Source organism: Bacillus sp. GMa5/1, from assembly GCF_050172015.1.
Taxonomy (GTDB): domain Bacteria; phylum Bacillota; class Bacilli; order Bacillales; family Bacillaceae_G; genus Bacillus_A; species Bacillus_A cereus.
In genome coordinates, this window is sequence record NZ_JBNLYC010000454.1 from 1 (window position 1) to 267 (window position 267).

Consider the following 267-nt stretch of genomic DNA (forward strand, 5'->3'; position numbering starts at 1 on the left):
AGCAAACTAAACTGATAAGATAGAGATATCAACAGGAGGTGATAATATGAATTGGGTAATCATTGCAGCAGTTATTATGAGTCTTAATCAACTATCTGGGTTAATTAAAAATATCTCAGATGTGTACTTCAAAGTTAAAGAAGAAGTACAAAAGAGTCGCAACCGCCAAGACGACTCAGAGTAAGAGAAGGGAGAGGGAAACCTCTCCTATTTTTTTATAATTTATAACGCATTTATAGTAAGTAATCTTTTAAAAGATATTGCGTT

Annotated in this window: 1 protein-coding gene; it reads left to right on the forward strand. The window is 32.6% G+C overall.

Features of this window, described 5'->3' with window-relative positions; translation table 11 throughout:
- The first annotated feature begins 46 nt into the window (after positions 1-46).
- Positions 47-184 (forward strand): hypothetical protein, encoded by a 138-nt coding sequence (locus ACQGSG_RS29410; protein ID WP_266009866.1) that lies wholly within the window; start codon positions 47-49, stop codon positions 182-184.
- Positions 185-267: the final 83 nt, after the last annotated feature.